Genomic DNA, 24,938 nt, shown 5'->3' on the forward strand with positions numbered 1-24,938 from the left:
AGCACCACCGCTTCACGGTCAGACCTCTGGACCGGGTCGCGCCCCTCGCAGCCTCGCCAAGGCTCGACAGCGGCTACGGGGGGACGCTGCCAGGGCTTACATTTCTACCTGGGTACCCAGCTCGATTACCCGGTTAACCGGCAGCTTGAAGAAGCGCAGGTTGCCGTTGGCATTCTTGAGCATGAAGGCGAACAAGCCTTCGCGCCAGCGCGCCATGCCCTTGATGCGGGAAGCGATCACGGTTTCGCGGCTGAGGAAGTAGGTGGTGCGCATCGGGCTGAAGTCCAGGTCATCCAGATGGCACAGCTTCAGCGCCTCGGGCACGTCCGGCTCGTCGGTAAAGCCGAAATGCAGGATCACCCGGAAGAAGCCTTCGCCGTAGGCATCCACCTCGAAGCGGCGGGCGACAGGCACCCGCGGAATGTCCTCGTAGACCACGGTCAACAGCACCACTTGCTCGTGCAGTACCTGGTTATGCAGCAGGTTGTGCAGCAGTGCATGGGGCACGGCGTCGGGCCGCGCGGTGAGGAACACTGCGGTGCCCTGCACGCGATGGGGCGGCTGCACGCGGATACTGCTGATAAAGATCGGCAACGGCAGGCCGCCCTCGTCGAGGCGGTCCACCAACAGTTGCTTGCCACGCTTCCATGTCGTCATCAGGACAAACAGCACAATGCCCGCAAGTACCGGGAAGGCGCCGCCCTGGACGATCTTCGGCACGTTGGCCGCGAAGTACAGCCCGTCCACCAACAGGCAGCAGACCAGGACCGGTACTGCAAAGATCGGTGGCCATTTCCACAGCAGCAGCATCACTGCCGAGACCAGGATAGTGGTCATCAACATGGTGCCGGTCACCGCTACGCCATAGGCCGATGCCAGTGCGTTGGAGGACTCGAAACCCAGCACCAGCAGGATCACGCCGACCATCAGCGACCAGTTCACCGCGCCGATGTAGATCTGGCCCTGTTCGGCACTGGAGGTGTGCTGGATATGCATGCGCGGGATGTAACCCAGCTGGATAGCCTGGCGGGTAAGGGAAAACGCGCCGGAGATGACCGCCTGGGACGCGATCACCGTGGCCAGCGTGGACAACACCACCAGCGGGATCAGCGCCCAACTCGGCGCCAGCAGGTAGAACGGGTTGCGCGCGGCTTCAGGATCGCCAAGCAGCAGGGCACCCTGGCCGAAATAATTGAGCACCAGCGCCGGCAACACCAGAATGAACCAGGCGCGGGCGATGGGTTTGCGGCCGAAGTGGCCCATGTCGGCGTACAGCGCCTCGGCACCGGTCAACGCCAGCACCACCGCGCCAAGGATGGCCACGCCAATGCCCGGGTGAGCCTCGAAGAAACGCACGCCCCACATCGGGTTCATGGCGTTGAGTACTTCCGGATGCTGGGTGATGCCGTAGGCGCCGAGGCCGCCCAGCACCAGGAACCAGGTCACCATCACCGGCCCGAATAACTTGCCGATGCGATCGGTGCCGTGTTTCTGGATCAGGAACAGGGCCACCAGCACGACCAGAGCAATCGGCACGACCCACTTTTCCAGGCCATCGAACGCCAGTTCCAGGCCTTCCACCGCCGATAACACGGAAATCGCCGGGGTGATCATGCTGTCGCCGTAGAACAGCGCTGCGCCGCACAGGCCACAGACCACCAGGAAACTGCGCAATCGCTTGCGCTCACCCGCCGCCCGTCGCGCCAACGCGGTCAAGGCCATGATGCCGCCTTCGCCCTGGTTATCGGCGCGCAGCACGAACAGCATGTATTTGATCGATACCACCCAGATCAGCGACCAGAAGATCAGCGCCAGGATCCCCAGCACGCCGTCATGGTTGACCTGAACCCCATAGCCGCCGGTAAACACCTCTTTAAGGGTGTAGAGCGGGCTGGTGCCGATATCGCCGTAAACCACCCCCACTGCCGCCACCAGCATGCCGATCGGCTTTGCGTTGGACTGCTCGGCACCTGCCGCCTGACTACTTGCCTGACCCATCAACCACTCCTGCCCTTTGACCTGCGGTCTTTTATAAACAGCGCGCCTGCTGCGGGCGCCTATGCTGTGCACAGCATGCGCTGTTTTACTTCTCGTTACAGACGATTTATTGACCGAGGAAATTCACTCAGGTGCAACGGCGCGAAGCATAGCGCAGCACTCGTCGTATTTCCCTGCATAAAGCTGGTCAAGAGCGATTCCCGTCGCTAGAATTGCGCACTTTTTGATCAGAGGCACACCAAGTGCCCATCCGCAGCCTTTCGTGCACGACTGGCGGCGTCATTCAATACCGAGGTTAGACATGTCCACCACCATCGCAAAAGCCAACCCCAAGGTCGGCTTTGTATCCCTGGGTTGCCCAAAGGCTCTGGTCGACTCCGAACGCATCCTTACGCAACTGCGCATGGAAGGTTATGACGTCGTGTCCACCTACCAGGACGCGGACGTGGTGGTGGTCAACACCTGCGGCTTCATCGACTCGGCCAAGGCCGAGTCCCTGGAAGTGATCGGCGAAGCCATCAAGGAAAACGGCAAGGTGATCGTCACCGGCTGCATGGGCGTGGAAGAAGGCGCTATCCGCAACGTGCACCCGAGCGTGCTGGCCGTGACCGGCCCGCAGCAGTACGAGCAAGTGGTCAATGCCGTGCACGATGTGGTGCCGCCGCGCCAGGACCACAACCCGCTGATCGACCTGGTGCCGCCACAAGGCATCAAGCTGACGCCGCGCCACTACGCCTACCTGAAGATTTCAGAAGGCTGCAACCACAGCTGCAGCTTCTGCATCATCCCCTCGATGCGCGGCAAGCTGGTGAGCCGCCCGGTGGGCGACGTCCTTGACGAGGCCCAGCGCCTGGTCAAATCCGGCGTGAAAGAGCTGCTGGTGATCTCCCAGGACACCAGCGCCTACGGCGTCGACGTGAAATACCGCACCGGTTTCTGGAACGGCGCGCCGGTGAAAACCCGCATGACCGAACTCTGCGAAGCCCTGAGCAGCCTCGGCGTCTGGGTGCGCCTGCACTACGTCTACCCGTACCCGCACGTTGACGAGTTGATCCCGCTGATGGCCGCCGGCAAGATCCTGCCGTACCTGGACATCCCGTTCCAGCACGCCAGCCCGAAAATCCTCAAGGCCATGAAACGCCCGGCTTTCGAAGACAAAACCCTGGCGCGCATCAAGAACTGGCGCGAGATCTGCCCGGACCTGATCATCCGTTCCACCTTCATCGTCGGCTTCCCCGGCGAAACCGAAGAAGATTTCCAGTACCTGCTGGACTGGCTGACCGAGGCCCAACTGGACCGCGTCGGCTGCTTCCAGTACTCGCCGGTGGAAGGTGCTCCGGCCAACCTGCTGGACGCGGCCATCGTTGCGGACGACGTCAAGCAGGACCGTTGGGAGCGCTTCATGGCCCACCAACAGGCCATCAGCTCGGCGCGCCTGCAACTGCGCGTCGGCCGCGAGATCGAAGTACTGATCGACGAAGTCGACGAGCAAGGCGCTGTTGGCCGTTGCTTCTTCGATGCGCCGGAAATCGACGGTAACGTGTTCATCGACGATGCCAGCGGCTTGAAGCCGGGCGACAAGGTCTGGTGCACCGTGACCGACGCCGACGAGTACGACCTGTGGGCTGAAAAGCGTGCATAAGATGTAAAGAATTGAAAAAGCCCTGCCTCTGGACAAGATGCGGGGCTTTTTTAGGTCTATCGTTTTGCCCATCGGCGCCAATTATCGGCAAGGGGCAGCGGGCATGCGTCAGCATTCGGTTATCCACACACCCAAATCCAGCGACTATCAGGAACTGACCCGGATCTGGGAGGCATCGGTGCGGGCCACCCATGACTTCCTGCCGGACAGTTACATCGAGTTGCTGAAAACCCTGGTGCTGACCCGCTACCTCGACGCGGTGATGCTGATCTGCACCAAGGACTCACGCCAGCGCATCACCGGGTTTGCCGGAGTGGCGGCGGGCAAGGTCGAGATGCTGTTCATCGACCCCGCACACCGTGGCCAGGGCCTGGGCCGGCAGTTGCTGCGCTATGCCATCGAGTGCATGAACGCCGACCAGTTGGACGTCAATGAGCAGAACCCGCAGGCCTTGGGCTTCTACTTCAAGCAGGGCTTCGAGGTGATCGGACGCACGGAGCACGACGGCATGGGCCAGCCTTATCCGTTGCTGCACATGCGCCTTAAACAGGTACAACAAGCTCGCAGCGGCTGACACAACAAGGATCAAATGTGGGAGCTGGCTTGCCTGCGATGCGGCTCCCCCGGTATGCCAGATACACCGAGGCGATGCCATCGCAGGCAAGCCAGCTCCCACAAAAAGCCACAGCGCCAAAATGGAGCCGGGATTAACCGGCGCCACACAGGTACAATAGCCGCCCCCTTTTGTTTCGGCCCTTGTCATGACTGAACCCCTACGCCTCTCCAAACGCCTCATCGAACTGGTCGGTTGCTCCCGTCGGGAGGCTGAGCTGTTCATCGAAGGCGGCTGGGTCACGGTGGACGGCGAAGTGATCGACGAGCCGCAGTTCAAGGTCACTACCCAAAAGGTCGAGCTCGACCCTGAAGCCAAGGCCACCGCGCCGGAGCCAGTGACCATCCTGTTCCACGCCCCCGCCGGCGTGGACGCCGAGACGGCCATGGCGTCGATCAACGCCGAGACCCTGTCGGAAGAACACCGCTTCAGCAAGCGCCCGCTCAAAGGCCACTTCCTGCGCCTGACCGCCAGCAGCGACCTGCAAGCCAAGGCCAGCGGCCTGCTGGTGTTCACCCAGGACTGGAAGATCTTGCGCAAGCTGACCGCTGACGCGAACAAGATCGAACAGGAATACGTGGTGGAGGTGTCCGGCGACATGGTCGCCCACGGCCTGAACCGCCTCAACCACGGCCTGACCTACAAAGGCAAGGAATTGCCGGCGGTGAAAGCCAGTTGGCAGAACGAGAACCGCCTGCGCTTTGCGCTGAAAAACCCGCAACCGGGTGTGATTGCCTTGTTCTGCGAAGCCGTCGGCCTGAAAGTCGTCGCCATTCGACGCATCCGCATCGGCGGAGTGTCCATCGGCAAAGTGCCGGTGGGCCAATGGCGCTATCTGTCCGGCAAAGAAAAGTTCTAAGACTTTTTTCGCCGCCGAATCTCTCGATACCGCCTGCCTGGGCGGTGTCCACAGTTGAATGACCAGGATTGCCCACATGATTCACAACGACGTACTGCGCAGCGTGCGCTACATGCTCGACATCAGCGACAACAAGATGGTCGAGATCACCAAGCTCGGCGGCATGGAAGTCACCAAGGACGACCTGCTGACCTACCTCAAGAAAGACGAGGAAGAAGGCTTCGTGTTCTGCCCGGACGAAGTCATGGCGCATTTCCTCGACGGCCTGGTGATCTTCAAGCGCGGCAAGGACGAAAGCCGTCCGCCGCAGCCGATCGAACTGCCGGTGACCAACAACATCGTCCTGAAGAAACTGCGGGTGGCCTTCGAACTGAAGGAAGACGACATGCACGCGATCCTCAAGGCCTCCGAGTTCCCGGTGTCCAAGCCTGAGCTGAGCGCGCTGTTCCGCAAGTTCGGCCACACCAACTACCGCACCTGCGGTGACCAGCTGCTGCGCAACTTCCTCAAGGGCCTGACCCTGCGCGTTCGCGCCTAAGCCCGTGAACTACAGCGTCTCACCCATCGGCTTTGTCCGCTCCTGTTTCAAGGAGAAATTCGCCATCCCGCGCCAGCCCCAACTGGCGCCTGCCGCCCGGGGCGTGCTGGAGCTGGTGGCGCCGTTCGACCAAGGTGAGGCGGTGCAGGGTTTGGAACAGGTCAGCCATGTGTGGTTGCTGTTCCTGTTTCACCAGGCGCTGGAAGACAAGCCAAGGCTGAAAGTGCGCCCGCCTCGCCTGGGTGGCAATAAGTCCATGGGCGTGTTTGCCACCCGTGCGACCCACCGGCCCAACGGTATCGGGCAGTCGGTGGTCAAGCTGGATAAGGTGGAGGACGGCCGCTTGTGGATATCCGGCATCGACCTGCTGGATGGCACACCGATTCTCGACATCAAGCCCTATGTGCCGTACGCAGACATCGTTGACACCGCGAGCAACAGCATCGCCAGCGCCGCGCCGCAGCTGATTCCCGTGCAGTGGCTGAAGACTGCGCTGCAACAAGCGCAAGGACACGCTCAGCGCCTTGGCGAGCCATTGGTGGCATTGATCGAGCAGTGCCTGGCGCAGGATCCACGGCCGGCATACCAGACGCCGGGGCCGGAGCGGGAATACGGGGCGCAGTTCTGGGATGTGGATGTGCGGTGGCACTATCCCGAGGCGGGGATGATTTGTGTGCTGGAAGTGATTGCCGCCAAGTAAACCCCGGAAATGAAAAAGCCCGCATTGCCTGTGAAGGCAACGCGGGCTTTTTATTCACACCACAAAAGCAAATCGGTTCGCTTATTTCTCGACGAACGCACGCTCGATCAAGTAGTCACCCGGCTCACGCATCCGCGGGGAAACCTTCAGGCCGAAGCTGTTCAGCACTTCGCTGGTCTCGTCCAGCATGCTCGGGCTGCCGCACAGCATGGCGCGGTCGTCTTCAGGATTGATCGGCGGCAGGCCGATGTCGCTGAACAGCTTGCCGCTGCGCATCAGATCGGTCAGGCGGCCTTCGTTTTCGAACGGCTCGCGGGTGACGGTCGGGTAGTAGATCAACTTGTCACGCAGGGCCTCGCCGAAGAACTCGTTCTGCGGCAGGTGCTCGGTGATGAATTCGCGGTAAGCGACTTCGTTGACGTAACGCACGCCGTGGCACAGGATCACTTTTTCGAAACGCTCGTAGGTTTCAGGGTCCTGGATCACGCTCATGAAGGGCGCGAGGCCGGTGCCGGTGCTGAGCAGGTACAAATGCTTGCCAGGCTTCAAATCGTCAAGCACCAGGGTGCCCGTCGGCTTTTTGCTGATGATGATCTCGTCGCCTTCCTTCAAGTGCTGCAACTGGGAAGTCAGCGGGCCATCCGGCACCTTGATGCTGAAGAACTCCAGATGCTCTTCCCAGTTCGGGCTGGCAATGGAGTAAGCGCGCATGAGCGGGCGGCCGTTGGGCTGTTGCAGGCCGATCATCACGAACTGACCGTTCTCGAAGCGCAGGCCCGGATCGCGGGTGCACTTGAAGCTGAACAGAGTGTCGTTCCAGTGATGAACACTGAGGACACGCTCGTGGTTCATGTTGCTCATGTACGGGGGACTCCTGGAAATGGGTCTGCGCCAACTGTTGGATGCGCAATTGCACAGCATTCTAATGGCGGCGACAATATCTGTTAACTGGATTATTAAGATAAGGGTTATCGGTTATATCGATATGCGATTTACTCTACGTCAACTGCAAGTCTTCGTCGCCGTCGCCCAGCAGGAAAGCGTCTCGCGCGCTGCTGGCCTTCTGGCCTTATCTCAATCCGCCGCCAGCACCTCGATCACAGAGCTGGAGCGTCAATCCAGCTGCCAATTATTCGACCGCGCCGGTAAACGCCTGAGCCTCAACGCCCTCGGTCATCAGCTATTGCCCCAGGCCGTGGCGCTGCTGGACCAGGCCAAGGAGATCGAGGACCTGCTCAACGGCAAGTCGGGCTTCGGCTCCCTGGCGGTGGGCGCCACGCTGACCATCGGCAACTACCTGGCCACGCTGCTGATCGGCAGCTTCATGCAGCAGCATCCCGAGAGCCAGGTGAAGCTGCATGTGCAGAACACTGCGCATATCGTGCATCAGGTGGCGCACTACGAAATTGATCTGGGTCTAATCGAAGGCGACTGCAGCCACCCGGACATCGAGGTACAAACCTGGGTGGAGGATGAACTGGTGGTGTTCTGCGCGCCCCAGCATCACTTGGCCAAGCGCGGCCAGGCCACCATGGAAGAGCTGACGCATGAGGCGTGGATCCTGCGGGAACAAGGCTCCGGTACGCGCCTGACCTTTGACCAGGCCATGCGGCATCACCGCAGCGCGCTGAATATCCGCCTGGAGCTGGAACACACCGAGGCGATCAAGCGGGCTGTGGAATCCGGATTGGGGATTGGCTGCATTTCCCGACTGGCGCTGCGCGACGCCTTCCGGCGCGGCAGCCTGGTGCCGGTGGAAACCCCGGACCTGGACCTGGCCCGGCAGTTCTACTTCATCTGGCACAAGCAGAAGTACCAGACCTCGGCCATGCGCGAGTTCCTGGAACTGTGCCGTTCCTTTACCGCCGGTGTGCAACGCAGCGACGAGATCGTGCTGCCGACCATCGCCTAGATCAGGATGACGGCCCACACCAGGGTAATGATGGTCAGCGCGACAAACTGGGCCGCGCTGCCCATGTCCTTGGCGTTTTTCGACAAGGGGTGCAGGTCCAGGGAAATCCGGTCGATCGCCGCTTCGACGGCCGAGTTGAGCAACTCGACGATCAACGCCAGCAGGCACACGGCAATCAGCAACGCGCGTTCCACCCGGCTGACGTTGAGGAAGAAACTCAGCGGGATCAGGATGACGTTGAGCAGCACCAACTGACGAAACGCCGCCTCGCCGGTGAAAGCCGCACGCAGGCCATCCAGGGAATATCCCCCCGCGTTGAAGATACGTTTGATACCGGTTTGACCTTTGAAAGGCGACATAGAGTAGGCAACTGAGCAAAAAGATGTGGGGAAACTAGAGCAAGCAAAGTCAAAAAAACGTGAATGAACAGCGTCTTAATGCTGCGAAATTGACTCAAGTTGTTGCAAGAGCAGCGCTGCCTGGGTTCGCGTTCGTACACCCAGCTTGCGGAAGATCGCCGTGACATGGGCCTTGATGGTCGCTTCCGACACGCTCAGCTCATAGGCAATCTGCTTGTTGAGCAGGCCTTCGCAGACCATGGTCAACACCCGGAACTGCTGGGGCGTCAGGCTGGCCAGGCCATCACGGGCGGCCTTGGCTTCGTCGGAGACATTGATCTCTTCAAAGGCTTGCGGCGGCCAGGAGACGTCGCCGTCCAGCACCGTACGCACGGCTTTCTGGATATCTTCCATGGAGCTGGACTTGGGAATGAAACCGCTGGCACCGAACTCCTTGGAGCGCACCACCACCGACGCTTCTTCCTGGGCCGAGACCATCACCACCGGAATCTGCGGGTATTGCCCGCGCAGCAGCACCAGCCCGGAAAAACCGTAGGCACCGGGCATGTTCAGGTCCAGCAGGACCAGATCCCAGTCGGATTTTTCGGTGAGGCGGGTTTCCAGCTCGGCAATGCTGGCGACTTCGACGAGGCGTACATCCGGCCCCAGGCCCAGCGTGACCGCCTGGTGCAGCGCGCTGCGAAACAGCGGGTGGTCATCGGCAATCAGGATTTCGTATGTGGCCATTTATTAAATGATCCTGTTTTTTAGGGGGCACTGATGGGTTCAGTGCTCGCCAACGCGCAAGGTGGCTGCCAGGCAAGCAGTCACCAAAGGGCGCGCTCAACGTCAAAACACGACGTATCCAATCTGTGACAGCGCCCCAATCGGCGCCAAGCATGCCCAGCGCAGCCTGGGTGGTCAAGCGCTACGCCCGCGGCCATTTTAGCGGGCTGCAGGTTTGTGCGGCCATCATGCAAAGGTCGGCTGGCCATGACCCCTATAGATAAGGTGCAAGGCGAGTATGGACGATGTCGGCCGGGTCCAGCGCCAACTGAAATTTAGCGGCCAGGTAATGGGTGCTGAACACGTCCAGATAGGCGTCCAGCACTTCGCTGGCCGCCTGATCGTCAGCGAGCTCCAGGCACAGGGCCGCGACTTCGGCGGTGCAGAAATGATCATCACGCTTGGAGCGGCGCAGCTTGTAGCGCGACAGCTGCTCCGGGGCCAGGCTCAGCACCGGCAAGTGCTCCAGGTAGGGGCTCTTGCGGAACATCTTGCGTGCTTCACTCCAGGTACCGTCCAGCAGAATGAACAGCGGGCGCTTGCCCTCCTCCAGCCGGACCTGATTGACCACCCGCTCCGGCGCGACGAATTCGCCGGGAAACACGATGTAAGGCTGCCATTGCGGGTCGGCCAGCAAGGTCAGCAACTCCGGTTCAACCTCAGTTCGTGACCAGGGGAACGCGGTGGTGTCGTTGATCACATCGGCAATCAGCCAGCCGGTGTTGCTGGGCTTCATCGGTTCTACGTCATGCATCAGCAGGCACATGGCGGATTTGGCCTGGACCTTGGGCCGCCAGGCGCACAGGCAATACTCAGGAATTACCCGACAACCTGGGCAGCGCTCGGCGCGTGAACCCCGTGCCACAAAAGGCTTTACGGCGCGGGCCAGGCGCTGGGTGCGCAAACGGGAGACGGCATGGCTCATCGGGTGCGCCGCAGGAAAGTGGAAATCGACACGAATAGAACTCGGCAAGGCAAAAGTTGCCGCAGTTTACCAGAGGCGCCTGCGCCCACCTGCACTTCCCGGTAATACGCTGGCCGTAGTGGCAAGCGCTCACCTATAATCCCGCGCCACTGAACGCTCAGCGCAGTGGCTGGTCTATGCACCAGTAACCGAATCAGGAGAGTTTCATGCTGCGTCTTATGTCGCGTGTTGTAGTTCCGTCCGTCGCCCTGGCGCTGGTCTTGCCTCTGGGCGCCCAAGCGGCCTCGCTGCTGGAGGCTCAACTGAACAGGAAGCTGCAAAGCGTCGCAGAGGAAAGCAACAAGGACCTGCCCCGGGAAATCGACGACAAGACCCTGGAAGTGGCCTACACCGTCGAAGGTTTGCAACTGATCGATCATCTCAGCGTACAGCCTGATCGCGCCGAGCAAATGCGCGCCAATCCCAAGGCTGTGTATTTCCAGCTGGGGCAAAGCGTGTGCCTGAACAAGGGCTATCGCGAGCTGATGGCCAAGGGCGCGATCATGCGTTACGAGATTACCGAGAACAAAACCAACCGCCCGGTGGCCTCAGTGAAATTCCAGGAAGCGGATTGCCCGGCTCCGGCTGCGGCGAAGAAGAAAAAGTAAGCGATGCCTCCTTTCGCGCGCCGCTGACCAGCGGCGCGCAAAATGCCCCTCTGAACAATCCGCCCTTGCCCGCTCGCGGCAGCGTCTAAACTCCCTCACAAGTGATCAATAAGCGGTTGCCAGCCAAGACTTTATAGGCTCATGATCAATTCATCCCGAAAGCCTGAAACAGCGGGTTTTCACACCGTTTTGTAACATTTTCAGGGCAAAAGAGGGTTGCCCTCCTGTGCGTGCAGTGCAAAGGTTTTTAAACATAAGGAACATACAGAACCGGTTTCGCCCACCTCGTTAATCAGAGGCAACGACACATGCAGTGTCGTGGTCCCGACGAATTTCTCGCCGGCACCCAGGGTTCTGTGAAGAAGGAGAAGTTGAATGCCTTACGAACCGAATGAACTCCTGATCCGCCAATTTCAAGAAAACGGCACCGACCTCACGCAGCAGGTCGACGCGCAACTCCACCTGATTGCGCCCAACAGCCCGAATATTCCCCTTTATCGCGACATGATCTTCACCGTATTGCGCATGGCCCAGGACGACCGCAGCCGCTGGAACGCCAAGATCACCCTGCAAGCAATCCGCGAACTGGACCACGCCTTCCGCGTGCTCGAACAGTTCAAGGGGCGACGCAAAGTCACGGTGTTCGGCTCGGCGCGCACGCCGGTGGAAAGCCCGCTGTACGCATTGGCTAGGGAAGTGGGCGCGGTGCTGGCCCGCTCGGACCTGATGGTGATCACCGGCGGTGGCGGCGGCATCATGGCGGCGGCCCACGAAGGTGCCGGCCTGCAACACAGCCTGGGGTTCAACATCACCCTGCCCTTTGAACAGCATGCCAACCCGACCATCGATGGCACCGAGAACCTGCTGTCCTTCCACTTCTTCTTTACCCGCAAGCTGTTCTTCGTCAAGGAAGCCGACGCCTTGATCTTGTGTCCGGGCGGTTTTGGCACCCTGGATGAAGCGCTGGAAGTGTTGACCCTGATCCAGACCGGCAAAAGTCCGCTGGTTCCGGTGGTGCTGCTGGATGCACCCGGCGGCAGCTTCTGGCAAGGCGCCCTGGACTTTATCCGCAGCCAGCTGGAGGCCAATCGCTACATCCTGCCCACCGACCTCAAGCTGGTACGCCTGGTGTACAGCGCTGAAGAGGCGGTGGAAGAGATCAATCAGTTCTATGCCAACTTCCACTCCACTCGCTGGCTCAAGCGCCAGTTTGTGATTCGCATGCATCATCCGTTGAGTGACCGTGCACTGGCTCACCTGCAAGAAGCGTTTGCCAGCCTGCGACTGAGTGGCGACTTCCAACAAATCGCCTACACCGGTGAAGAGCATGATGAACCAAGCTTCAGCCATCTGACGCGGCTGGTGTTCAACTTCAACGGGCGCGATCAGGGACGGTTGCGCGAGTTGGTGGATTACATCAACTTGCCGGAGAACTGGGCCCAGGCCCAGGGAAAAACGCAGCAGCGGGTGACGGAGACGGCGTGATCTGCCCCTGAAACGCAAAAAGGCCCGCTATTTTCATAGCGGGCCTTTTTGTTTTAACTGTGCCTGAACAAGCCACACACATTTAGTGTGGGAGCTGTCGAGCCTTGGCGAGGCTGCGATGCAGGCGTTGCGGTCTCTCAAGTACACCGAGGCGATCCCATCGCAGCCTCGCCAAGGCTCGACAGCTCCCACATATGATCTCTATATGACCTGAACCAAGCACCCCGCCGGCTTAGTCATCCAGATCCTTACCGCTCAACAAGCGGCTGATCATCTCCATCGAAAAACCGCGATAACTCAGGAAGCGACCTTGCTTCGCCCGCTCCCGCGCATCAATCGGCAGATGACCGGCAAACTTGCGCCGCCAGGTATCTTCCAATTGCGCCTGCCAACTGATGCCGCACTCACGCAAGGCGAGTTCAATATCAGCACGTTGCAGGCCACGCTGGCTCAACTCTTCACGAATGCGTGCCGGGCCATAGCCGGATCGGGCTCGGTAGGAGACAAAACTTTCGAGGTAACGGGATTCCGACAGCAGTCCTTCTTCCGTCAAACGGTCAAGGGCTGCGTCGATCATCTCGGGATCTGCGCCGCGCTGACGCAGCTTACGCGTCAGCTCGACTCGACCGTGCTCGCGCCGTGCGAGCAGATCCATTGCAGTGCGCCTTACGGCGACGGGTGTATCGAGGACAACACTCATCGTTTGCTTCAGATGTCAGTGTCGACTTCTTCCACTTCTTCAACCGGCTCGCGGTTTGCGGCAGCCTTGACGTCAGGTGCCGGGGTCAGCAGCTTGTCGCGGATCTGCTTCTCGAGCGTAGCGGCAACATCCGGGTTATCCGCAAGGAACTTGGCCGAGTTGGCCTTGCCCTGGCCGATCTTGCTGCCGTTGTAGGCATACCAGGCACCGGATTTCTCGACGAAACCGTGCAACACGCCCAGGTCGATCATCTCGCCGTTCAGGTAGATACCCTTGCCGTAGAGAATCTGGAACTCAGCCTGACGGAACGGTGGAGCCACCTTGTTCTTCACGACTTTAACGCGGGTTTCGCTACCCACAACCTCGTCGCCTTCCTTCACCGCGCCAGTACGGCGGATGTCCAGACGGACCGAAGCGTAGAACTTCAGCGCGTTACCACCAGTGGTGGTTTCCGGGCTGCCGAACATCACGCCGATCTTCATCCGGATCTGGTTGATGAAGATCACCAGGCAGTTGGCGTTCTTGATGTTACCGGTGATTTTACGCAGGGCCTGGGACATCAGGCGGGCTTGCAGGCCCACGTGCATGTCGCCCATTTCGCCTTCGATTTCAGCCTTGGGTACCAGGGCTGCCACGGAGTCGACCACGATCACGTCGATGGCATTGGAGCGCACCAGCATGTCGGTGATTTCCAGCGCTTGCTCACCGGTGTCCGGTTGCGAAACCAGCAGGTCGTCAACGTTGACGCCCAGCTTGCCGGCGTATTCAGGATCCAGGGCGTGCTCGGCATCGACGAACGCACAGGTGGCGCCCATTTTTTGTGCCTGGGCAATCACCGACAGGGTCAGGGTGGTTTTACCGGAAGATTCAGGACCGTAGATTTCAACGATACGGCCTTTTGGCAGGCCGCCAATGCCGAGCGCGATGTCCAGACCCAGAGAGCCAGTGGAAATAGCCGGGATCGCCTGACGGTCGTGATCGCCCATACGCATTACGGCACCCTTGCCGAATTGACGTTCGATCTGACCCAGGGCCGCAGCCAAGGCTTTCTTCTTGTTGTCGTCCATTAAAGTCCTCACGTAATCAATAAGGCCTGGCGGCCAACACCTGTATAAGTAGACAGTATTGTTCCACAAAGATCCGTGATCGCCTACCCCTGATTTTCTATTTCTGCTGCAGCTCGTCGCAACAAGCCCTCTAGCGCGGCCTTTACCGTTTGTCGGCGGACTTCATCGCGGTTGCCGGGGAAGTGTTCGAGCTCGGCGCTGACCTCATCGCCAACCCCAAAGGCCAGCCATACGGTGCCCACCGGCTTGTCCGGCGAACCGCCATCGGGGCCGGCCACGCCGCTGACCGCCACGGCAAAACGCGCGAGGCTTTTCTCCTGGGCGCCGCGGACCATGGCTTCCACCACTTCGCGGCTGACGGCCCCGACTTTCGGGAACAGGGCTTCCGGCACATTCAACTGCCGGGTCTTCTGGCGATTGGAATACGTGACGTACCCGGCCTCGAACCAGGCCGAACTCCCGGGAATCCGCGTGATCGCCTCGGCGATACCGCCGCCGGTGCACGACTCGGCCGTAGTGACGTGGGCATTCAGAACCTGCAAGCGTCGGCCAAGTTCAGCGGCGAGTTGAGTAATTTCCTTCACGGTCGTCTCCTGGAGTGCGCGGGCGTTTGCCTACCCTACAGGAGACGATGGGCCATGCAAGTTACAAGAGACTAACGCGCGACGGCCCGGACATAGGCCTGGCAGGCGCGCAAGGCGATCAGTGCGTTATCGCCGTCGTCGGTGATGGCGATAATTCGTTGAGCATGCGCCGGGTCAAGTCGGGCTCGCGGGGCTGCATGAACCACGCCGCCGGGGGCGGCGGTGGCTGGCATTGCGCAGCCGTTGGCGGGGTCGCTGGTGTCGAGAAGGACTGACAACCGCACATCAGCAGTGGCCAGGCGATCCCGCAGGTGAGCCTGATCACGCTGTGCATCGGAAAGCTCCCGGGCGTGTTGTTGGTCGCTGGCACTGAGTTGTTGCTCCAGTGCCAGCCGTTTGTCCTGTTCGGCCTGTTGCTGCTGGCTTTGCGCTTCGGCGTGCAGAGCCTCCAGTCACTCCAGTTGCGTGCCGTACCGCCAAGCCTGTACCTGCCATGCAATTGCCGCCGAAACCGCCAACAACAGCAAAAAGCCAAGCAGGCGGTACGACGTCAGGAAGCCCATAGCACCTCCTTCGCCCGGGCCCACAGTTGCATGCGATTTTCCAGACCGTTGAGGCCACCGTTAATGCGCCGGGTGATGGTGGTGAACTGGTCCTTGTCAGCCAGTTCATTCAAGCCATTGCTCTGCCAGAACCACGCGGCGGATTCGCACGCCCACTGCGGCTGCTCCAGCAAATCCGGTTGCTGCAACAGACGCTCATCACCGAACAACGCTTGACTGCACGCCAGGTAGTTGCGTCGTCCGGTGATCTGGATCAGGCCGCGGCCACGATACTTCTGGCCGTCGCCGTCGGCTTCGGGAGAGTTGCCCAGGCGGGCGGCCAGGGTGCCGGTGTCGTATTTGCTCAGGTATTGATCGCTGCCCAGTTCACGTACGTAGCGCAGTTCGCCGGATTCGTGGCCGATTTGGGCGAGGAAGGCGGCGATGCGTTTGGGTGTGGTTAATTGGTGGTGGGACATAGCGGCGTTTAGAGCGGATATGAAAACGCCCGCTTGGGAGCGGGCGTTGGGCATAATCTGCGCAAGGTCACTTTGAGCGAGTGGCATGGAAAAACCTCCGATCCTACTTCTGCCCAATTATCCAATCCGGCGCTTTAGGACGAAACTCAAACACTGGAAACTTAGGGTGCTGCGGCCAATCACGCAAGAGCTGAAGATGAGCCAACAGTTGTCCAAACTGTATGTCTGTCAGCGTCGTATCCAGTTTCAGGTCCGACTCGTCGCGGTGACGCTCACGTAACCACTTGGTATTCTCAATTTCCAAATTCCGCCAGCGTCGTTCCACCTCGCACTCATGACTGTTTTTTGCATGTTCATCGAGCGCCCAAGAAGAGCCATCCCAAGTGTGATTGATATCAGGACGTTGGAGAGGCGTAAAGTCGCCCGGCAGTTCACCCAATTTATGCCAGTTGATTTCCTCGCCGTTATCGATTCGATAAACAGTGCCGCGCAAATCAGGCGTAAAACTCCAGATATGTTCAGAGTCTTTTACATGTACAGCAGCATAACCAGGTTCGACAACTGGAGGAGCGGTGGTAAAAGCCATTGCTGGAATTAGCCACTCGCCCTCAACAAGCGGATCCGAATCAGCAAACACAGAACCGATATACTCTCCAGTCACCGGATCTGCCTGATAAAGCATAGGAGTAGAGTTAGTCATAAATAACCTCAGTACTTGATGCACATAAGACGGGAAGTGTTGCGCGGGCGCGTTTCATTACCGGTTCTTGGGGCTCCATTTACACCGTTAGTAACGGGGTCACCCGTGCTGCCGATGTTGTAGCCGCCATTAGTACCGTTGCTTCCGTTCCAACTGCCTGGACTCCCGTTTAGGGTTGTACCTGGACGTGGTCCATGCCAGTGTCCCTGCATCGCATCCAGTTGCAAGGATCCCAGTACACGCTGTGGGTCAACGCCTCGGCCATCATCAACCCCGCGAATAAACTCACCTCGACTGTCAGGCAAATTAAACGTAGTGCTGCCGTCTCCAGCGCCATAGATCGTTCCGATGGCTGCAAACAGTCTTGCGTACACAGTGCGTGAAACTTCTGCGCCATTCTCTTTCAAGAAACCTGCCGGTGGGTAAGGACCCGCATATTGAATAGTGGTGCCCGCAGGAAACATGTCGCCCGGTTTGAGATTGCCGTCATGCCACAACTGCCGAGTAGGCGTCCACTTACCATTTGGATCACAGCCTCTGACAAGGACCACGGCATCCAGATTTCCCTGTTGAAACCCCAACTGTCCAGCATGACTTCCCGCACTATAAGGAATATTTACCAACCCGACATAGTTGGCAAAGCTGGTATTACCATCAAGGTACGAGTAAAAACCTCCCGGCAACCCCACCGTATCAATACTCGCTTTGGGAGCTATGTTTCCGCCCAATCCATATTGCCCAACTGCCAACGCATCGGTAATCCCATATCCCGCCAGCGTAGTTGCCTTATCCGCCTTGTTTGTCAGATCCAGATTGGCAGCAGTCCAAACTTTCTGCCCCGCCCATACCATCTCACCATTAGCATCCATCGCTAACGCTTTCGCCCAGCGGTCCTTCCAATGAAACATGATTTTCGGGGCGTACTCGAACGTCAGTTTTTTGCTTTCTACCTGTTGAGCCTCACGAATTTCCAGCGCACCACCAAGACCATTACCGGTATCAGTCAAATCACTGGCGGACAAGCTAGGCCGTTGGTCTGTTGTACGTCCAACCAGCAGCGCATCGGTAATCCCATACCCCGCCAACGTCGTCGGCTTATTCTTCAACTTCAACCAATCACTCAAAACGCTAAGCGCCTGCGCCAACTGATCGGTCTTCGCCTCATCCGGAACAATCCCCGCCGCCGCCAGCACATTCAAAATCTCCTGCGTAACCCCATTCCCCCACGCCGCCGGAATCAAACTCCCCGGCGTCCCCGTCACAGGGTTTTCATCCACAAACTTGCCATTCACCAGCCCAACGCTGGGCACACTCTTTGGATAATCCACGCTTCTATCCTCTAGTCATAATTGATGTGCACCTGCGTATGAGCAGGTGCGCTGCGATGAATCAGACACTCCAGGGCATTCCCTGGGTTGACGCCAAACCGCTCTCCCCAATAGCTCGCCCCAAACCGTCGGCCCAGGTGCTGGCGACCGCCGGTGTTGAGGATCCACATGAAGTGCGCCTGCCAGGTGCCGAAATGCGCGACACCAAACCGCGAGCGGCCCATGCGCGGGGCGCGATGCTCAGTGACACTGGCGTCCGGATAGCCCTGGCTGCGGGCAATTTCGATGTAGTACGCGGCGCGCTGGCTGCCCACCGCCAACAGGCGTCGACGCACTGCCAGGCGACGGTCGTCGTACAGCGGGCTCACGCCCAGGCAAGGGTCGGGCAGTTGCATCACCCTTTCCCACTCGGGCACCAGTTCGCTGACCGTCACCGGGTCCATCTCGTTTTGCAGGTCGCAGGCCCGGGCGTCGATGCGCGTGAGTTCTTCGGCGATGCCTTTGAGCACCGTCTCCAACTGCGGCACCGTCTCCAGATCCCAGGCCGGACCGCTGGGCAACAAGGCGATCAGTTGTTCTTGATACTGGCCAGCGGTCCTTACTCCAGCCATGTGATACCTCCGAACACCAGCAACTGATTCGTCGCTGCCGTAACGTCCGCCAGCGGGCTTGTCAGTGTGTGATCGGTCTCACCGGTCGCAGTGCTGATGGCTTCGGCGATATGGGTCAGCAACAAGGTCTCACCCAGCCCCGCCTCACGGTTGTGCAAGTCCCGCAGTTGCGCCTCGACCGCCGCACGCACGGCGCTGGTGTCGGGTGTCAGCCGCAGCTGATAAGCCACCGGCTTCATCACGGGCGCCAACACATACACATCAGCCGTCACCGGCCGCAGCGGTTCGATATGGGCTTGCACCTGCGCCAACTGCGCTGCATTCGGGATCGGTTGCGGGTCGTCATCACGCATCACGAACACCCCCACCGTCCCCGGCCCGAGGTAATTGCCGCGACACCACGCTCGGGTAATCCCGGGCACTTCGAGTGACCATGTCTCGTAATCCTGCGCCGAACCGCCCTGGGGAATAACCCGGTAGGAACGAATCACCCGCGCCCGCAGCGACTCCAATGTTTCTCGCGCCACACCGCCGGTCAGCCCCGGCGCCAGCACGGTAAAGGTCGAGCCAATGCCTTGCAGCGGCTGCACCGCGATCAGGCTCAACCCAGCATCAGCGTTGCCCAGAGTGCCGGCATCAATCGCCTGCACCGTGGTGGTGTTGAGGCCGGCGTGGGTCGTGCCGGCAGCAGTGACTTTGAAGCTGCGCCCATCACTGGCTTGCAGCACCGTGTCCACATCCAGCACCGCGCCCGCCGCGGCGGTAAAACTCACGCTGCCAGTGGCCGCCACCGCAGCCTTGCGCGCCTGGTTCAAGCGCAACGCGGCAATGCGCTCCAGGGTGGATTCATCAGCGGTATCCGGCAGGATCTGCTCAGCGATCCAATCGAGATAACCGTACAGGCCGAACGCCGCACCACTCAGGGTACGCGCCAGAACCTGGGCATCGGACTGGCGCAGCGAATCGCTGGCCAGGTCGCTTTGGGTGCGTTTGATCAGCACCGGCAGCGAAGGGGTTTCAAACGGCATAGATCACCTGCCAACTGTTATCAGGGTTGATGTCCAGGCGCTCGCCGTCGGCCAGGGTCAGCTGCATGCGCAGGTTGAGGCGCTGGGCGTCGAGGCGTTCACTGAGGACTTCGATGGCGCTGCAATGCCCATCGTCGATCAGCCATTGCAGGGCTTCGCGGGCATAGAATTCGGCGTCCAGTTGCGTCTGGCGGGTCAGCTTGACCCGGCGCAGCAGCCACAGCCTTGAGCCGATACGGTCGTCGGCCACGCTGGGAAAACTGTCGCCCCACCAGCCGAAGCGCTCGTCATCGTCAACGGCATCGTCCGGCGCGGCACGGCGCCAGGTGAACAGGCTGATCAGCACCGAACGGGTCAGGGCATTTTTCAGGTTGTCGGAGACAAACATCACTGGCCTCCCGCCGGCGCGCCGGTCTGGCCATTGCCCGGCTGTACGCCCACATGCACGTGCTGGATCTGGCTGATACCGCCGGCAATCTGGTCGCCCTGGGAGATGATCTTGCCGCTCTGGGTCAGGGTCGGCGTATCAATGTTCACGGCACTGCTGGCGCGGATGTTCAGGGTGGCGGTTTCAATGTCGATCACCCGCCCGCGCTTGAAGTGAACCTTGTCGCCTTCGTCGGTGTAGATCGCCACTTCACCCGGTGCCAGGGACTGCAACCGATAGCGCCGGTCAGCCACCACCAACACGATGGCATGGGAACGGTCGCCGCCCAGAAATGTGGCGATGCCTTCAGCACCGGCCAACGGGTTGCTGGTGAAACCGTAGGGTTCGAAGTGCTCCATGTCGTCGTTCACTTCGCCTGCGGTCAGGCGCATTTGCAGCGATTGCAGCTTGGTGGCCGAGTGGGCGAGCACGACAGTGCCGCGCGCCAGCAGGCGAGTCAGTAGGCTCATGGAAATTCCTTGGGGGTTAAGCAGAGGGCAACGGATTGGCATCAAAGGTGGACGGCGGCGCCACCTGCAGGGTGGTGATCGAACCTTGCTCGGAAAGCGAATAAGTAATCCTGGAAATCAGCAGGTCCCGGTCAAAACCCAGCACCGGATCGATCACTCGCACCAACAGGTTGTGGCGCCACAGATCGCCGTTGGACTGCCGCCAGCCTTGCACGGTGTAGGTGGTGGTCAGGGCTTTGCCAGTGCGGGTGGAGCGCTCCCAGTCGGCGCGTTGCTGGGCCAACTCAGGCGTCAACTGCGTCGGTTCGCTGATCACCGTGACGCGTTTTCGCGTGGCTTTTTCAGCCCGGGAAATGCCTGAAACCTCACTCACCGCCGTCGCGCTTTTCTGATCATCGCCCTTGTGCTGGCCGATGACCCGGTACTCGGAAAACACCGAGCCAAAGTCCCTCGGAGCATTCGCCGAAAGGATGTTCTTGCCCAGCTCCAGGCTGTCATTTGCGCGCCCGGCACTGCCGGGCAATGCCAACACCAGGCGTCCGTCTGCATCGTCGGTGGAGAACACCCGATACAACGTCAGCAAGCGGTCGATGGATTGAAATACCGTCTCACCGGGCACGATGCTGTGGGTATGCAAACGCGTGGTCTCGGCAATCTCGCTGAGCACCTCGACGCCATAGGTAGCCGTCAGTGCACGCACGATGCTCAGCACACTTTGCCCACGCCACTGACCGGGCTGGTTGATCGCGGCGCAGTCCACCAGGTCCTGGGTCAGCGAACCGCCCTCGATACTCAGGCTGATCTGTTTGCCGTCATAGCTGACCGGCACCTTGAACACAAAGCCGGTGAGCACCAGGTCGCAACCGATCCGTACCTGGCAGCGGGCACCCGGTTTGATGGGAACCGCCAGGGTTTGCCCGGGCCATTGCCAGGTGATGTTGAGGGTGAAGGTGCGAAACTGGCGTTCCAGGTCGGCGCTGATTTCGACGCTTTTCCAGCCGCCATAGTCCAGGCCGTCAACGGTCAGGGTGACGGCATTGTCCAGATCGTTCATGGGTTACTCCCTGACCACTTGCAGGTCGGCAGGCGGCAGGAAGCCCGGATGCGCCACCCGATTGCGCTGCACCACCTCGCCCACTCGCGTCGCATCACCAAAGCGCTGATAAGCCAACACCAGGGCCGGCATGCTGCGCATCGGCGTCAGGTTGACCAGCCGTACACCAGACGAAGCCACCGCCGTCAGATGCGTAAACATCTGTTGGCGCAAGTCGTTCAGTGCAACGTAGTGCCCGGCGTCGGCCTTCAATGCGGACTGCCACATGGCTTCGTTCAGAAGGTCACGCAGCACCAGCACATCGTCAGCCACCGGCACTTCACGGCGCTGCACCGGCTGTGCCGCCTGTTGCGCCAGGGACGGCGTAGTGCTGAGGGTCACCGCTTTGGTCGCCACCGGTACATCCGCCAGCCAATGGGCGATCTTCACCCACAACGCATCCTGTACCAGATTGGCGGTGGCCTGCACGGAGGCCACGCTGTCCTTGCCAGTGGTCAGCTTTGGCACGTCGATATTCCGAGCCGCTTCCACCTGCTGCGAGAGGTTGGCCAACATGCCGCGATAACCCGTGCGGGCAAACGCCTTCAGCTCCTTCACATCGCCGAGCAAGCCCTTGAACTCGGCGCTCAATTCCTTGGGCACTTCCTTGATGGCTTTGACCAAGGCATTCAGGTCGCCATACAACTGAATCAGTGGGGCAAACTGCTGCTCAATCACCTGGTAAACCTCTGCCAGGCCATTGCGCAACGCCTGGATGCCCACCCGCGCCTGCTTCACCAGCACGACGGCCTGCTCAAAACGCAGTACTGCCGAACCCAGCAAACTGTCGGCCGACACCAGCAACAACTGGCGGGTATTGACCGCTGCCGTGGGAAACTTCAAGGGTTCGTCGGGATAGAACTTCAGGGCAAATGTCACCAGCCCGCCGTCCTGACGGGTCTGGGTCATCTCGCATTCGCCGACCTTGACCTGCAACCGTCCAAGCCAAGGGTGCACCAGCTCACCGGCGCCCTCCTCCAGGGCCTTGAGCAGCTTGTCGCGTTGTTCCAGGCAATCCTCGCCCACCACAAACGCCGTCAGCTCATGCACCCTGGATTGCTGGCCGAGCCCTTCAAAGAACGGCAGGTCGCGCTGAGGGTATTCGTGCAACTGGCCCTTCTTGCCGACCGGGACTTTTGCCTGGTCGACCCAAAACCCGACGCCACGAAACGACGCCGGCAACAAACGATCACGCCAGCTCATTGGAGCCTCCAAGGGACAGGGAACGGTAGCCGACACGCGGGGTGACACTCAGGCCGGGTTGGTTGGTGCTGGGTTGGTCGACCCGCAGGCCGGCCGGAGCATTGTCGAAACTCACCCGCAGGTCGCCATTGAGCTGGGTGCGGTTGTTGGCGGCGGTTTGTTGCAGCAGCGAACTGGAGCTGGACGCCAGCGGCGAAATCAACTCAGGCCCCTTGCGAAACCAGGATGGATTACGCGCGCTTTCGGCATTGCGCGCCTGCTGCTCAGTGGTCAACTCCACCACACTGCCGGTAGCCCGGTTGATCGCTTCACCCAGCCCACCATCAAACAGCTTGCGAATCGGCGCGGTGATCACCGCAAGCTTCTCCGACAACTCGGTGAACCAACTCAGTACCGGTGCCCACAGGGCTTCGAGCTGTTCCATCGGATGCCAGTCGTCGAACAGGCCACTCAACACCACAAAGGCATCCTGGGCCTGCAACTTGATATCGCTCCAGATCGAGGCAAATGCACCGGTTACGGTGCCCCAGACGGCAGAGATCTTGTCCAGGGGTGACCAGTCAAAGTAACTGCTGACGACGGTGAAGGCCTCCAGCGCGGTGAGCTTGAAGTCACTCCAGATCGCCGCAAACACCCCGCTGATCACGCCCCAGTTGGCAATGATTTGCCCCAAGGGTGACCAACTGAACAGGCTCTTCATGAACTCGACCACCGGCACGCTGAGCGCCTTGAGCAAGTCCCAAAGCGCGGCAAAAAAACCAGTGATCGGCCCCCACAGGTGCATCAGTTGTTCCAGCGGACGAAACGCAAAGACCGTCTGAAAAAACTCGCCCAGGGTTCCAATCGCCGACATCACGCGCTCGCCAAGCCCGACAAAAAACGCCGATATCGGCTTCCAGTTGGCGACGATCAATCCCGCGGCCACCGCAATGCCGACGGCAACCAGCACAATCGGATTGGCGCTGAGCACCAGTTGCATCAAGCCGAGTGCCTGAGACACGCCGGTGACGGCCGCCTGTATCGCGGTAAACGCCACCGCGCCGGCAGCCAGGCCCTGCACCAGTTGCGGATTTTCAGTGAGCACCTGGGCCACCGACGCCAGCAACGGCTCCAGCCCGACCACCACCGCCGTGACGGCCGGCAACAGTGCGGTACCGAAAGCCACCGAGACCTTGTCCAGCGACGCGTTGAAATCCTTCATCCCCTGCGCCGCCGCTTCGGTAACGCCCTGCCCCACGGCGGCACTCACCCCGCCGACCTCAGCCTTGAACGCCAATGCCGATTTGATACCGCTGACAAACGGCGCCGCCAGCCCGCCGCCCTTCACCAAACCAGCGATGTCCAGCTTGCCGAGGCCGGTCTGCTCCAGGTTCTGCCGGAAGCGCCCGACGGTGGCCTGCAACGCAGCAAGCTTGGGCGACAGCTGGTCGATGCCGGTCAGGCGCACGGCGGTACTTTCTACTTTCTGAGCTTCTGCCATCACTGCACCTGCTGCATCGCATTGATCCGTTGCGCATGCTCCAGGGATTCCCGGAGCGTATCCAAAGGCCTGGCCAGCATCTGTTCAGGGTCAACCTTCCAGAACCAGGCCAGGTCATAGGCCACCGCAATCAGCTCGGCGACGGTGCCTGCGCCGCACTCATGAAAAAACCGGCGACGGCCCAGCTCAGCGCGTTGAAGTCCACCAGGTCGAGTTGGTTGACCGACGACGGCGGAATACCCGCGCACACCGCGATGTACTTGGCGGCCACGTCGAGGTCCAGACTCACGTCTTCGCCCTTGTCGATCTTGTACGGCAGCGCCTTGATCGCCCGCACTTCCTGCACCGTCGGGCGGCGCAGGGTGAGTTCGGCCAGTGGCTCGCCGTGGGCCTCGATGGCCACTTGCAGCTTCACCGTATCGCTCATTGCCAGGTCCCCTTGATGCCTTCGAATTTCAGCTCGATCACGGCATCGTCGCCCTTGGCCACCGGTTCTTCCACCAGGTAGGCACCGGCCAGCACGTAGACTTTGCCGTTGTTGAATTCGCAGGTGACGGTCATGTCGGTGCCCGCGATCAGCTGCTTGAGCGGAAAGTCCGGCGTGTGCAGTGCGGTGACTTTGAAGGACGGGGTGATGTCGGTTTCCTTATAGAAACCCGGCACCACAGTTTCCCGTTTGACGGCCATCAACGGTGCTTCGCAGCCGCCGTTGATGGTCAGTTGAGCGCCGTCCACTTTGACGTAGCAGGTGCCCGCAATCAGTTGACCCATGATGTTTCTCCC

General features: G+C 60.3%; 29 protein-coding genes and 2 pseudogenes. 8 read left to right on the forward strand and 23 right to left on the reverse strand.

Annotated elements, in window-relative coordinates; genetic code table 11:
* Positions 1-96: 96 nt before the first annotated feature.
* Positions 97-1,998, reverse strand: coding sequence for a potassium transporter Kup (locus M2400_RS13050; RefSeq protein WP_177046797.1), 1,902 nt, complete (start codon positions 1,996-1,998; stop codon positions 97-99).
* Positions 1,999-2,299: 301 nt separating this feature from the next.
* Here M2400_RS13050 and rimO point away from each other — a divergent pair, with 301 nt between their 5' ends.
* From rimO to tsaA, 5 genes are all read left to right on the forward strand, one after another.
* A complete protein-coding gene (rimO, locus tag M2400_RS13055; protein WP_218171121.1) occupies positions 2,300-3,640 on the forward strand; it encodes a 30S ribosomal protein S12 methylthiotransferase RimO in 1,341 nt (446 codons plus the stop codon).
* A 103-nt stretch (positions 3,641-3,743) separates the two neighbouring features.
* Entirely contained in the window at positions 3,744-4,214 is a 471-nt protein-coding gene (locus tag M2400_RS13060; RefSeq protein ID WP_177079737.1) for a GNAT family N-acetyltransferase, read from the forward strand.
* Between the two features lie 187 nt (positions 4,215-4,401).
* Positions 4,402-5,112, forward strand: coding sequence for an rRNA pseudouridine synthase (locus M2400_RS13065; RefSeq protein ID WP_003208627.1), 711 nt, complete (start codon positions 4,402-4,404; stop codon positions 5,110-5,112).
* A 76-nt stretch (positions 5,113-5,188) separates the two neighbouring features.
* Entirely contained in the window at positions 5,189-5,650 is a 462-nt protein-coding gene (locus M2400_RS13070) for a DUF1456 family protein (RefSeq protein ID WP_010170047.1), read from the forward strand.
* Between the two features lie 4 nt (positions 5,651-5,654).
* Positions 5,655-6,350, forward strand: a complete 696-nt coding sequence (gene tsaA, locus M2400_RS13075) for a tRNA (N6-threonylcarbamoyladenosine(37)-N6)-methyltransferase TrmO (protein ID WP_259196922.1) — start codon at positions 5,655-5,657, stop codon at positions 6,348-6,350.
* Between the two features lie 81 nt (positions 6,351-6,431).
* Here tsaA and fpr read toward each other — a convergent pair whose 3' ends face one another.
* Entirely contained in the window at positions 6,432-7,211 is a 780-nt protein-coding gene (gene fpr, locus M2400_RS13080) for a ferredoxin-NADP reductase (protein ID WP_003189055.1), read from the reverse strand.
* 124 nt (positions 7,212-7,335) lie between these two features.
* Between fpr and M2400_RS13085 the strand changes: the two genes are divergently transcribed.
* Positions 7,336-8,262: a LysR family transcriptional regulator gene (locus M2400_RS13085; RefSeq protein ID WP_003208633.1), complete on the forward strand. Its 927-nt coding sequence runs from the start codon at positions 7,336-7,338 to the stop codon at positions 8,260-8,262.
* Here the strand turns inward: M2400_RS13085 and M2400_RS13090 are convergent.
* The 3 genes from M2400_RS13090 to M2400_RS13100 all read right to left on the reverse strand — a co-directional run bounded on the left by M2400_RS13090 (position 8,259) and on the right by M2400_RS13100 (position 10,311).
* Complete coding sequence (locus tag M2400_RS13090) at positions 8,259-8,621, reverse strand: diacylglycerol kinase (RefSeq protein ID WP_177046803.1); 363 nt, start codon at positions 8,619-8,621, stop codon at positions 8,259-8,261. The two genes, M2400_RS13085 and M2400_RS13090, sit on opposite strands and share 4 nt — an antisense overlap.
* Before the next feature lie 75 nt (positions 8,622-8,696).
* The gene (gene erdR, locus M2400_RS13095) at positions 8,697-9,347 is read right to left on the reverse strand and encodes a response regulator transcription factor ErdR (protein WP_003208636.1); all 651 of its coding nucleotides are present in this window, start codon (positions 9,345-9,347) and stop codon (positions 8,697-8,699) included.
* Positions 9,348-9,600: 253 nt separating this feature from the next.
* The gene (locus tag M2400_RS13100) at positions 9,601-10,311 is read right to left on the reverse strand and encodes a tRNA-uridine aminocarboxypropyltransferase (protein ID WP_177046805.1); all 711 of its coding nucleotides are present in this window, start codon (positions 10,309-10,311) and stop codon (positions 9,601-9,603) included.
* Positions 10,312-10,517: 206 nt separating this feature from the next.
* On the opposite strand from M2400_RS13100, the gene M2400_RS13105 reads away from it, so the two are divergent.
* Entirely contained in the window at positions 10,518-10,958 is a 441-nt protein-coding gene (locus tag M2400_RS13105) for a PA3611 family quorum-sensing-regulated virulence factor (RefSeq protein WP_177046807.1), read from the forward strand.
* Between the two features lie 375 nt (positions 10,959-11,333).
* Positions 11,334-12,443 carry a TIGR00730 family Rossman fold protein gene (locus M2400_RS13110; RefSeq protein ID WP_177046809.1) on the forward strand — a complete coding sequence of 370 codons (1,110 nt, stop codon included), beginning with the start codon at positions 11,334-11,336 and terminating at the stop codon, positions 12,441-12,443.
* A 232-nt stretch (positions 12,444-12,675) separates the two neighbouring features.
* On the opposite strand, the gene recX is transcribed toward M2400_RS13110, so the two are convergent.
* The 18 genes and pseudogenes from recX to M2400_RS13195 form a co-directional block, all read right to left on the reverse strand.
* Positions 12,676-13,143, reverse strand: coding sequence for a recombination regulator RecX (recX, locus tag M2400_RS13115; RefSeq protein ID WP_259196927.1), 468 nt, complete (start codon positions 13,141-13,143; stop codon positions 12,676-12,678).
* Positions 13,144-13,151: 8 nt separating this feature from the next.
* Entirely contained in the window at positions 13,152-14,210 is a 1,059-nt protein-coding gene (gene recA, locus M2400_RS13120) for a recombinase RecA (protein ID WP_003208645.1), read from the reverse strand.
* A gap of 83 nt (positions 14,211-14,293) precedes the next feature.
* Positions 14,294-14,794 (reverse strand): CinA family protein, encoded by a 501-nt coding sequence (locus tag M2400_RS13125; RefSeq protein WP_177046812.1) that lies wholly within the window; start codon positions 14,792-14,794, stop codon positions 14,294-14,296.
* A gap of 71 nt (positions 14,795-14,865) precedes the next feature.
* Positions 14,866-15,357: pseudogene (locus M2400_RS13130) on the reverse strand (lysis system i-spanin subunit Rz).
* Positions 15,345-15,869, reverse strand: coding sequence for a glycoside hydrolase family 19 protein (locus tag M2400_RS13135; protein ID WP_177115623.1), 525 nt, complete (start codon positions 15,867-15,869; stop codon positions 15,345-15,347). The pseudogene M2400_RS13130 and the gene M2400_RS13135 overlap by 13 nt, the downstream one beginning before the upstream one ends.
* Before the next feature lie 49 nt (positions 15,870-15,918).
* On the reverse strand, positions 15,919-16,515 hold the full coding sequence (locus M2400_RS13140) for a hypothetical protein (protein ID WP_259196930.1): 597 nt from the start codon (positions 16,513-16,515) through the stop codon (positions 15,919-15,921).
* An 8-nt stretch (positions 16,516-16,523) separates the two neighbouring features.
* Positions 16,524-17,537 (reverse strand): phage tail protein, encoded by a 1,014-nt coding sequence (locus M2400_RS13145; RefSeq protein ID WP_405046194.1) that lies wholly within the window; start codon positions 17,535-17,537, stop codon positions 16,524-16,526.
* Positions 17,538-17,558: 21 nt separating this feature from the next.
* Positions 17,559-17,843, reverse strand: a pseudogene (locus M2400_RS33575) (hypothetical protein); the annotation flags it as partial.
* 11 nt (positions 17,844-17,854) lie between these two features.
* On the reverse strand, positions 17,855-18,454 hold the full coding sequence (locus M2400_RS13150; protein WP_259196933.1) for a YmfQ family protein: 600 nt from the start codon (positions 18,452-18,454) through the stop codon (positions 17,855-17,857).
* Positions 18,442-19,482: a baseplate J/gp47 family protein gene (locus M2400_RS13155; protein WP_177046820.1), complete on the reverse strand. Its 1,041-nt coding sequence runs from the start codon at positions 19,480-19,482 to the stop codon at positions 18,442-18,444. The genes M2400_RS13150 and M2400_RS13155 overlap by 13 nt, the downstream gene beginning before the upstream one ends.
* The gene (locus M2400_RS13160; protein ID WP_259196934.1) at positions 19,472-19,870 is read right to left on the reverse strand and encodes a phage GP46 family protein; all 399 of its coding nucleotides are present in this window, start codon (positions 19,868-19,870) and stop codon (positions 19,472-19,474) included. Before M2400_RS13160 ends, M2400_RS13155 begins: the two co-directional genes overlap by 11 nt.
* Positions 19,870-20,379, reverse strand: coding sequence for a phage baseplate assembly protein V (locus tag M2400_RS13165; RefSeq protein ID WP_177132906.1), 510 nt, complete (start codon positions 20,377-20,379; stop codon positions 19,870-19,872). Before M2400_RS13165 ends, M2400_RS13160 begins: the two co-directional genes overlap by 1 nt.
* A 16-nt stretch (positions 20,380-20,395) precedes the next feature.
* Positions 20,396-21,433, reverse strand: coding sequence for a phage baseplate assembly protein (locus tag M2400_RS13170; RefSeq protein WP_259196939.1), 1,038 nt, complete (start codon positions 21,431-21,433; stop codon positions 20,396-20,398).
* Between the two features lie 3 nt (positions 21,434-21,436).
* Positions 21,437-22,675, reverse strand: coding sequence for a DNA circularization protein (locus tag M2400_RS13175; RefSeq protein ID WP_259196941.1), 1,239 nt, complete (start codon positions 22,673-22,675; stop codon positions 21,437-21,439).
* Positions 22,662-24,155: a hypothetical protein gene (locus M2400_RS13180; RefSeq protein ID WP_259196943.1), complete on the reverse strand. Its 1,494-nt coding sequence runs from the start codon at positions 24,153-24,155 to the stop codon at positions 22,662-22,664. Before M2400_RS13180 ends, M2400_RS13175 begins: the two co-directional genes overlap by 14 nt.
* Complete coding sequence (locus M2400_RS13185) at positions 24,155-24,280, reverse strand: hypothetical protein (RefSeq protein WP_010170085.1); 126 nt, start codon at positions 24,278-24,280, stop codon at positions 24,155-24,157. Before M2400_RS13185 ends, M2400_RS13180 begins: the two co-directional genes overlap by 1 nt.
* Before the next feature lie 5 nt (positions 24,281-24,285).
* Positions 24,286-24,582: a phage tail assembly protein gene (locus M2400_RS13190; protein WP_010170087.1), complete on the reverse strand. Its 297-nt coding sequence runs from the start codon at positions 24,580-24,582 to the stop codon at positions 24,286-24,288.
* On the reverse strand, positions 24,579-24,926 hold the full coding sequence (locus M2400_RS13195; protein WP_010170089.1) for a phage tail tube protein: 348 nt from the start codon (positions 24,924-24,926) through the stop codon (positions 24,579-24,581). The genes M2400_RS13190 and M2400_RS13195 overlap by 4 nt, the downstream gene beginning before the upstream one ends.
* Positions 24,927-24,938: the final 12 nt, after the last annotated feature.

It is taken from the genome of Pseudomonas sp. BIGb0558 (assembly GCF_024807515.1).
GTDB lineage: Bacteria > Pseudomonadota > Gammaproteobacteria > Pseudomonadales > Pseudomonadaceae > Aquipseudomonas > Aquipseudomonas yamanorum_A.